Genomic DNA, 6290 nt, shown 5'->3' with positions numbered 1-6290 from the left:
ACGATCACGGATGGCGCCACATCGAGCTGCCGCGCGGCCGCCGAAAAGCTGCCGGCGCGGGCCGTCGCCAGAAACGCCTTGATGTTCAGCAGCGTGTCCAAATGTCTTTCTCGCTTCGAGAAAAGCAATCATGCCATATCGGCCTTTCTGGGCAAGCAGGCCTCTGCTGCATTGCGATATGCCCAGTCTGGGGCTTTTTGACGCGCCGACGCGGCATCAACCTCATTTGCTTTTCTCAATCCGAGAAAGATGTCTTCTCATCCTCCGGCTTTCTCGTCCGGGATCCGCGGACTAACTCTGTCTGGCCACACAAGGATCGATCGAGCGGCGCCAAAGCTTCCCGGTCGCGGCGATCGCAGGCTTTCGACCGGCGAGGAATGTCGATGGAAGGACTTTGCAATGACCGGCGCTAACGGTGTTTCCGTTGGTACACACATTGTGCGACGAACCACGCAGGGTCCGCTCCGCAGGGTCGAGGCCGACATCTGCGTGGTCGGTGCGGGGATCGCCGGCGTCTCGGCGGCGATCGAAGCCGCGCGGCTCGGCCGCAAGGTCGTGCTGGTCGACAGCCTTCCTGCACTGGGTGGCCAAGCCGTCAATTCGATCATTGGGACCTTTTGCGGCCTGTTCTCCAACGGGACGCACGGCTATCAGTTCACCCGCGGTATCGCCGACGATATCCTGGACACGCTCGGCAAGAACAGCGACCAGCTTCATTATCGCAATGGTCCGCTGACGACGGTCGTCTATTACGACGAGATCGCGCTGGGCCGCTGGATCGACCGCGCCGTCCAGGAGGAGGGGATTACGCCCATCGTCGGCGCCGTGCTCCGCGAAGTCCGCGTTGACGGCCGCCGCATCCAGTCCCTGGGCCTCGCCACCCGCTACGGCGATGTCGAGGTCGCGGCGACTGGCTTCGTCGATGCCTCAGGCGATGCGGCGCTGGTCTGGCAGGCGGGCTTTGCCTGCCGGGAGCCGGCCAACGGCCCGGTGTTCGGCACGCAGATGGTGATCCTGGAAAACATCGATGAGGCGAAGCAGCCGAGCCGCGAGGAGATCGGCGGGCGGATGAAGCAGAAGGGCGACGCCTATGGGCTGGTCCGCCGCGAGGGCCTCGCCTTCATCATTCCGGGCCGCGGTGTGGCGGCGATGAACATGACCCATGTCGAGACGCCGCTTGATCCGATCGACGCCTCAGCTCGAGGACTGGACGGCAAGGATCAGGCCGATCGCGCCGTGGCGTTTCTCCGCGCCGAATTTCCGGATTGTTTCGGCAAGGCGCGCATTCGCGCCTACGGCTTCCCTGGCATTCGCCAGACCCGCTGGATTGTCGGCCGCCAGCAGCTCACCGTGGATGATGTGCGGGCCGGCACAAAATTTCCTGACGCGGTCGCCCGCACGGCCTGGCCGATCGAACTGCATGACCATGGCACGGGGCATGTCTGGCAGACCTTTGACGAGGACCACGTGCACTACGTGCCGCTCGGCAGCCTGGTGCCGGCGGAGGCCGACAATGTCGTCGCCGCCGGGCGCTGCATCGACGCCGATAACGCCGCGCTCTCCAGCGTGCGCGTGATGGGCCCGTGCATTGCGATGGGCGCAGCCGCCGCCAAGGCACTCGATCTCGCCGGCACCGGCAGCGTGCACCAGATCGATATCGCCGCGCTCGCGATGCGCGTGCGTGACAATGTGGAGACCAGGCACATGAGATGGCCAAGCCGCGCCGGCTGACACGCGGACATACGAGATCCGGCGGGGAGGATGCCGATGAAACTGACCGATCAGGAGAAGTCGATGCTTCAGGGCGAACAGGGGCGGGCGAAGGCACGCGCGATGGATCTGCTCGTGCGCTATGGCGAGGCGCTCGGCGCCGAGCGGCTGGTCGAGACCAACAATGTCGCGGGTGCCTTCAACGCCTCGACGCCATCGGTGCGCGAGCTCGCCAAAAAGGGCTTTGATGCGGTTTATTCGGAGCTCAATCTCGACAGTCCGGAGATTGTCGAGGTGCCGCACATGGTGGCCAACACCTGTCAGCTGATCACGGGTATCGATAATGAACGCTGGCGCATCCAGGGGATTTCGGAGGATCTCGCCGACCAGCAGAAGCAGGCGGAGGCCTATTTCGGCCGCCGCGGTATCAACATGTTCGCGACCTGCACGCCGTATCAGGTCGGCAATGTGCCGGTGAAGGGCGAGCATTGCGCGTGGATGGAATCCTCCGCCGTGGTCTATTGCAATTCGGTGCTCGGCGCCCGCACCAACACCGAAGGCAAGGAGAGCACCGGCGCCGCGGCGCTCACGGGACGAATTCCCTATTGGGGCTATCACGTCACGGAGAACCGCCGCGGCACGCATCTCGTCGAGGTCGAGCTCGACGTCGACGACATCATGGACTGGGGCCTGCTCGGATACTATCTCGGCGAAATCGTCGATGACGAGATCCCGGTGCTGACGGGACGCTGTCATCAGCCCAGCCTCATCAAGCTGAAGCATTTTGGCGCTGCCGCCGCATCCTCGGGCGGCGTCGAGATGTATCACATCCCCGAGGTGACGCCGGAGGCGCGCTCGATCGAGGAGGCGTTCGGTGGCAACGCCATCAAGGACACCTTGCAATATGGTGCGGCGGAGCGGCGCATCGCCTACGAGAATCTCAATTGCGCGACCGACCGCAAGGTCGATTTCGTCATGCTCGGTTGCCCGCACAACTCGATCGACCAGGTGTCGCTGATTGCCTCGCTGCTGGAAGGGCGGAAGATCAGCCTCAACACCCAGCTCTGGGTGCATACGCCGCGCGCTCTGCGCGAGGTGGCGGATCGCAACGGCTACACGAGCATCATCGGCGAGGCCGGCGGCGTGGTCATGAGCGATACCTGCCCGGCGATCTCCCGCCATATGCCGAGGGGGACGAAGGTCGTGGCGACCGACTCGGCGAAACAGGCGCATTATCTGCCGGCGATCACGGGCGTGTCTGCCTGGTTCGGTTCGGTCAGGGACTGCATCGAGGCCGCGCTGACCGGCCGGTGGAATGGAGGCCTGGCATGAGCGCGGATAGAGTCGGTCACGCTGATGGTGCAACGAAGATCGTGTTGCGCGGGCGAAAAGTGGTTGGCGGCTGTGCCGAGGGCGAGGCGATCGTGACCCAGGATACGATTTCGGGCTGGGGCGGCATCAATGAGCGCGACGGCACCATCATCGAACGCCGCCACGAACTGCGCGGCCGAAGCTTTAAGGACAAGATTCTGGTCTTTCCCGGCGCCAAGGGGTCGTCGGGCTGGTCCGCCTATTTCCACATGACCCGCCTGAACGGCGTCGCGCCGCGCGCGATGATTTTCAACAAGATGACGACCAAAATCGCGCTCGGCGCCGTGGTCACCCGCGCCCCGGCCATAACCGATCTGGATCGGGATCCGCTGCTCGTGATCGAAACCGGCGATTGGGTGAAGGTCGACGCCGACAACGGCGTCGTCGAGATTTTCAAGCGGCCCCGCGAAGCGCCGGTCTGAGGCTTCCGAGTTTCGAGGAGCGACAAGACGATGCAGATGGGGGCAAGCAAGTGACGGTGAACGTCACCGAGACAATCGAAAACGCGCGCTTCGGAGGTTTTCAGGTCCGGATCCTCGTCATGTGCGGGATCATGATCTTTTTCGACGGCTACGATCTCCTGTCGATCAGCTTCACCGCGCCGGAATTCATCAAGCTGTTGGCCATCGATCGATCCCAGATTGGTCCCGTGTTTTCGGCCGGGCTGTTCGGGCTCACGCTGGGCGCGCTGACGTTCGGATTGATGGGCGACCGGCTCGGCCCGAGCCGCACCTTCTTGTTCTGCTGCATCACCTTTGGCGTCTTCTCGCTGCTGACACCCTTCGCCCGGACGCTGAATGCCCTGTTTGCGGTCCGGTTTCTCGCAGGCCTTGCGCTCGGTGGCGCCTCGCCGATCTCGATCGCGATCGCCAGCAACTATTGCCCGAGGCGGATTCGGACGACGGTCGTCATGATCATGTATATCAGCCTCGCGCTCGGTCAGATTGCCGCCGGCTATACTTACGGGTTTCTGGCAACGTTCGGCTGGCAGACCGTATTCTATGTCGGCGGCGTTCTGCCGATCCTGCTGGCGCCGCTGTTCTATCTTTGGCTCCCCGAACCGGTCGAATACATGGTGCTGAGCGGGGTATCGCGACAAAGGATCGCCGCCGTGATGTCGCGCATCGAGCCAGGCGTCTCGTTCGATGCCGGAAGCGATTTCGCGATCTCGCCGCAGGACAGGCCGGGCTTTCAGCTCTATCAGCTGTTTCAGGACAAGCGGGCCTTCCTGACGAGCCTGCTGTGGATCGTGTTCTTCACCTCGATCATGGCGATCTATTTCTACAACAACTGGATTCCGACGCTGCTCAGCGGATCGGGGCTCTCCCAGGCCGAGATCGTCGCGATCACCACGGCGCTGCCGCTCGGCGGCATTGCGGGAACCTTGCTGATTTCTCCGGTCCTGATCAAGCTCGGCGCATTTCGCACCGTGGCGCTCGGCTATCTCTGCGCGGCAGCCGCGATGATCGTTTTGTCGGGCGCAGGTGTCTCCTTTGGCGCGCTCGCATCGTGCATCTTCGCGGTCGGTTTCTTCCTGATCGGCACGCAATCCGCACTGAATGCGTCGTCCGCCCTGATCTATCCACCCAGCCTGCGTTCGACCGGCGTAGGATGGGGGTTTGGAATCGGCCGCATCGGCTCGATCATCTCGCCAAGTCTCGCGGGCATTCTCGTCGCCATGCATTGGCAGCCCGCGCGCTTGTTCCTTGTTGCAGCCATCCCGACGCTCGCTGCAAGCGCTGCAGCCTATGTTCTGATGCGGGCGTTCGCCGCAGCACACCGCCTGCGGTCAAACGAGGTCATGGCAGCGATGCATGACGCTGACAATCTGGTGAGCCAGCAACAATGAACAGGAAGCTGCGCAGCAACAGCGAATACGGCAACACGAGGTGGGCGACGCGCCGCGCACTTTGGCGCGCCCTGGGACTGACCGATGATGACATGGCCAAGCCGAAGATCGCGATCGTCAACAGCTCATCGGATCTCGCGATCTGCTATTCGCATCTGGACGGCATCGCCGCACGCATGAAGCAGGCGGTCCGTGCCGCCGGCGGAGTCGCGTTCGAGGTACGCACCTGCGCGCCCAGCGATTTCGTGACCAGCTGGGGTCACAAGGGCGGTTACATTCTCTCCGCGCGCGACCTCATCACCAACGACATCGAGGTGCAGGTCGAGGGTGCGCTGCTCGACGGGATGATCTGCCTTGCCTCCTGCGACAAGACGCCGCCAGGCCAGTTGATGGCCGCGGGACGTCTCAACATCCCGACCCTGATCTTCTGCTGCGGCTATCAGCCCAGCGGGACGCATCGGGGGCAGGTCTGCGACATCGAGGATGTGTTTGCGACCGCCGGCGGGCTTGCGTTTGGCAAGGTCTCGACCGATGAGATCAAGGCCATGGGCGATGTCGCGATCCGCGGGCCCGGGGTCTGCGCCGGCATGGGCACGGCCAATACCATGCACGCCGCCTGCGAGGCGCTCGGGATGTCGCTTCCCGGCAGCACGCCGATCCTCGCCAACAGTGCGCGCATGTGGGAGTTCGTCGACAGGGCCGGCGCACGCATCGTCGAGATGGTGGACGAGGATCTCAGGCCACGCGACATCCTGACCGCTGAAGCGTTCGAGAACGCCGTGATGGTGATGCTCAGCATCTCGGGTTCGATCAATTCGGCCAAGCATCTTGCGGCCGTCGCACGCGAGGCCGAGTGCGACGTCGACGTCTACCGACTTTATGAGAAATATGGCGACGTGATCCCGCTTCTGACCGCGGTCCGGCCGAACGGCGATCGGACGACCGAGGAGTTCGAGGCTGCGGGCGGCACGCGCGCTGTCATGAAACAGCTCGTGCCTTTCCTGCGCGGCCATGCCCGCACGGTGACGGGTCGCACGCTCGGCGAAAACCTTGCCGGTTTGAGGGTCGCGGACGAGGAGGTCATTCGCCCCGCGTCGCGCCCGCTCGGCACGCAGCCGACCATCGTGATGTTGCGAGGCAGCCTGTGTCCGGAGACCTGCATCGTGAAGCTCAGCGTCACCGAGCGGCGCAATTTGTCCTTCCGCGGGCCGGCGATCGTGTTCGAGACAGCGCTCGCGGCGATCGAGGGCATCCAGCGCGGCGTGGTCGCGGAAGGCCAGGCGATCGTCGTGCGTGGCCTCGGACCGAGGGGCACGCCGGGCATGGGCATGGCGTCGGCCGTGGTGTTTGCCGTCCTTGG

At 63.9% G+C, this 6290-nt stretch carries 6 protein-coding genes; 5 read left to right on the top strand and 1 reads right to left on the bottom strand.

The features are described 5' to 3' along the window. On the bottom strand, positions 1-101 hold a 101-nt coding region (locus JOZ76_RS12215), incomplete at its 3' end, for a helix-turn-helix domain-containing protein (RefSeq protein WP_291698881.1). Positions 102-399: 298 nt separating this feature from the next. Here JOZ76_RS12215 and JOZ76_RS12210 point away from each other — a divergent pair. The 5 genes from JOZ76_RS12210 to JOZ76_RS12190 all read left to right on the top strand — a co-directional run. Next, entirely contained in the window at positions 400-1731 is a 1332-nt protein-coding gene (locus JOZ76_RS12210; RefSeq protein ID WP_291698880.1) for an FAD-dependent oxidoreductase, read from the top strand. 36 nt (positions 1732-1767) lie between these two features. After that, entirely contained in the window at positions 1768-3042 is a 1275-nt protein-coding gene (locus JOZ76_RS12205) for an aconitase X catalytic domain-containing protein (RefSeq protein ID WP_291698879.1), read from the top strand. Continuing rightward, positions 3039-3503: an aconitase X swivel domain-containing protein gene (locus JOZ76_RS12200; protein WP_291698878.1), complete on the top strand. Its 465-nt coding sequence runs from the start codon at positions 3039-3041 to the stop codon at positions 3501-3503. Before JOZ76_RS12205 ends, JOZ76_RS12200 begins: the two co-directional genes overlap by 4 nt. Before the next feature lie 50 nt (positions 3504-3553). Then, positions 3554-4930: an MFS transporter gene (locus JOZ76_RS12195; protein ID WP_291698877.1), complete on the top strand. Its 1377-nt coding sequence runs from the start codon at positions 3554-3556 to the stop codon at positions 4928-4930. Continuing rightward, positions 4927-6290: dihydroxy-acid dehydratase domain-containing protein (locus tag JOZ76_RS12190; protein WP_291698876.1), on the top strand; the 1364-nt coding region annotated here is incomplete at its 3' end. The genes JOZ76_RS12195 and JOZ76_RS12190, both read left to right, overlap by 4 nt.

It is taken from the genome of Bradyrhizobium sp., assembly GCF_019244115.1.
Lineage (GTDB): Bacteria > Pseudomonadota > Alphaproteobacteria > Rhizobiales > Xanthobacteraceae > Bradyrhizobium.
This window is presented reverse-complemented; position numbering and strand designations above follow the sequence as displayed.

Excerpts from the sequence above, each read along its gene's own strand:
- JOZ76_RS12210 (WP_291698880.1), top strand. The coding sequence starts at position 400 with ATGACCGGCGCTAACGGTGTTTCCGTTGGTACACACATTGTGCGACGA.
- JOZ76_RS12205 (WP_291698879.1), top strand. The coding sequence starts at position 1,768 with ATGAAACTGACCGATCAGGAGAAGTCGATGCTTCAGGGCGAACAGGGG.
- JOZ76_RS12200 (WP_291698878.1), top strand. The coding sequence starts at position 3,039 with ATGAGCGCGGATAGAGTCGGTCACGCTGATGGTGCAACGAAGATCGTG.